The 3,204-nt window shown below is 72.9% G+C and carries 1 protein-coding gene; it reads left to right on the forward strand.

Annotated features, from left to right (window positions below):
- Positions 1 to 3,204, forward strand: a 3,204-nt coding sequence (locus ACIHCX_RS38070) for a type I polyketide synthase (RefSeq protein WP_400038000.1), incomplete at both ends; no start/stop codon positions are given.

The following is a 3,204-nucleotide window of genomic DNA, read 5'->3' on the forward strand; positions in this document are numbered from 1 at the left end:
CGGCGTCGTTACTGGTTGGAGGCCGCCCCGCAGGCGGCCGGTGCCGACCGGTTCGGGCTCGACGCCACGGGCCATCCCCTCCTCGGCGCCGCCGTGGAACCGGCCGAGGACGGAGGCCTGCTGCTGACGGGACGGCTCGGTCTCGGCACGCATGGCTGGCTGGCCGAGCACACCATCGGCGGTGCCGTGTTGCTGCCCGGGACCGTCTTCCTGGAGTTCGCGCTGGCCGCAGCCGACCACGCGGGCTGTGACCGCGTGGCCGAGCTGACCATCGAGAGTCCGCTGCTGATGCCCGACCGGTCAGCCGTCCGCCTCCAGGCCGCCGTGGGCCGGCCCGACGCGGAGGGCCGGCGCACGATCGGCGTGTACTCCGCCACCGGGTCCGGAGAGTGGATCCGGCACGCCACGGGCCTGCTGGAAACCGCGCGACCCGCCGTGGCCACCGGGCTCATCGCCTGGCCGCCGCCCGGCGCGACCGTCGTACCGACGGACGGCGCCTACGCCGAACTGGAATCACGCGGTTACTCGTACGGCCCGGCGTTCCAGGGCCTGCACGCGCTGTGGCGACAGGGCGAGGAGCTGTACGCGGAGGTACGCCTGCCAGCCGGTTCGGACGGTGAGGCCGGGCGGCTGGGCATCCACCCGGCGCTGCTCGACGCCGCGCTGCATCCCGTCGTACTGACCCAGCCTGAGGACAGGATGCTGCTGCCGTTCTCCTGGAACGGCGTACGCCTGCACGCGACCGGGGCCACCAGCCTGCGGGTGCGCTGGTCGCCGGCCGGAGCGGACACCGTGTCTCTCGTCGCGGCCGACAGTACCGGTGCGCCGGTGCTGAGCGTCGACTCGCTGGTGCTGCGCCCCTCGGTACCGGTCCGCCACCGGTCCGCCGGAGTCGACGACTCGCTGCACCGCGTTCTCTGGTCGCCGGCGCCCACGGGGCAGCCGCAGACCGGCGGTTGGGTGGTCGTGGACGCGGAAGCCGACCGAGGCGGCGAGCGGCCCGCCGGAGCTGGCGCCGTGCTGCTGCCGGATCTGCGCAGGTGTGACGGGCTCGGTGCGCTGACCGCCGACGGAGGACCGGTGCCGGACATGGTCGTGCTCGTGTGCGGACCGGTCGGCGGCGAGGAACCGGCGGCAGACGCCGCCCTCGGTGTGGGCCGGGTGCTGGAACTGGTTCAGGACTGGCTGGCCGAGGAACGGCTCGCCGACGCCCGGCTCGTCGTGGTGACGCGGGGCGCGATCGGTGCCCTGCCCGAAGACACCGTCCCCGATCCGGCGGGCGCCGCGCTGTGGGGCCTGCTGCGCACGGCACAGACAGAACACCCGGGCCGGTTCGTCTTGGTGGACGTTGACGACACGAACGCGTCGGCACAGGCCCTGCCCGCCGCGGTGGCGGGTGGTGAACCGCAGCTCGCGATACGCGCAGGCGTACCTTACGCGCCCCGGCTGACCGCCGCCCGCGCGGGCGGCGAACCGATGGTCCTCGACAGCGAGGGCACTGTTCTGGTCACCGGTGGTACGGGTGGGCTGGGTGCGCTGTTCGCCCGGCATCTGGTTGCCGAGTACGGCGTACGGCGTCTGCTGTTGACCAGTCGGCGGGGTATGGGGGCTCCGGGGGCGGCGGAACTGGCCGCGGAGTTGCGTGGGTTGGGTGCCGAGGTGACCGTTGCCGCGTGTGATGTGGCGGATCGGGCGGCTCTGGCTGCGCTGTTGGAGGCGGTCCCCGCCGAGCATCCGCTGACCGCCGTCGTGCACGCGGCCGGCGTCCTCGACGACGGAACCCTGGAGACGCTGACCCCCGAACGCTGCGCCGCCGTCCTGCGGCCCAAGGCGGACGCCGCCTGGAACCTCCACCTGCTGACCCGGAAGGCTCCGCTCACCGCCTTCGTCCTGTTCTCCTCGATCGTCGGCCAGATCGGCAACGCCGGCCAGGCCAACTACGCCGCCGCCAACACCTTCCTGGACGCGCTCGCCCACCATCGACGAGCCCTGGGGCTGCCCGGCGTCTCCCTGGCCTGGAGTCTGTGGAACACCGCCGACGGCATGGGCTCGGGCCTGACGGACGCTGAGCTTTCCCGCTGGCGACTGAACGGGCTGGAACCCCTCGACCCGGAGCTGGGCCTCGCCCTGTTCGACGCGGTACTCGCCGCCGACCAGGTGCTGCTCGTGCCCGCACGGCTGGACACGGCGGCGCTGCGCGCCCGGTCCGAGGCAGGACTCGTGCCTCCGGTGCTGCGGCCGGCCGCTCGCCGTCAGGTCAGGCAGACAGCCGGCAACACGGCCGCCGGGGAGAGCTCCTGGCTCCAGCGGCTCGCCGCCCTCGGTGCGGACGAACGCCGGGGAGCCGCAAGGGAGCTGGTGCTTTCCACGGTGGCTGCCGTACTCGGTCACGGCGACCCGAAGGCGGTCGACGCCCAACTCTCCTTCCGGGAACTCGGCTTCGACTCGCTCACCGGAGTGGAACTGCGCAACCGCCTGAGCTCCCTCGCGGGCGTACGGCTTCCCGCAACCGTTGTATTCGACCACCCCATACCCGACGCACTGGCGGAACTGCTGCTCGAACGCGTACCGGGAGCCACACCGTCCGGCGCCGGAGAGGAGACCACCACCACTCCGCTCGTCGCCGCCGACGAACCGATCGCCATCATCGGCATGGCCTGCCACTATCCCGGAGGCGTCGACAGCCCCGAGGGCCTGTGGCGGCTGGTCGCGGACGGCCGGGACGCGATCACCGGGTTCCCGACCAACCGCGGCTGGGACCTGGACCGCCTCTACGACCCGGACCCCGAACGGCCCGGCACCACGTACTGCCGCCAGGGCGGCTTCCTGCACGACGCCGACCGCTTCGACGCCGAGTTCTTCGGGATCTCACCGCGCGAGGCCGTACCGATCGACCCCCAGCAGCGGCTGCTGCTGGAAACCGTCTGGGAGACCCTGGAGCAAGCCCGGCTCGACCCGGGCACCCTGCGCGGCAGCCGCACCGGCGTCTTCGTCGGCGCCATGTACAGCGACTACGGGTCGCGGATCACCAAGGCCCCCGAGGAGTACGAGGGTTACCTGCTGACCGGCAGCACCGGCAGCGTGACCTCCGGCCGTATCGCCTACACCTTCGGTCTGGAGGGTCCGGCGGTGACGGTGGACACGGCGTGCTCGTCGTCGCTGGTGGCCATTCACCTGGCCGCCCAGGCGCTGCGGCGCGGCGAG

It is taken from the genome of Streptomyces sp. NPDC052043 (assembly GCF_044548235.1).
GTDB lineage: Bacteria > Actinomycetota > Actinomycetes > Streptomycetales > Streptomycetaceae > Streptomyces.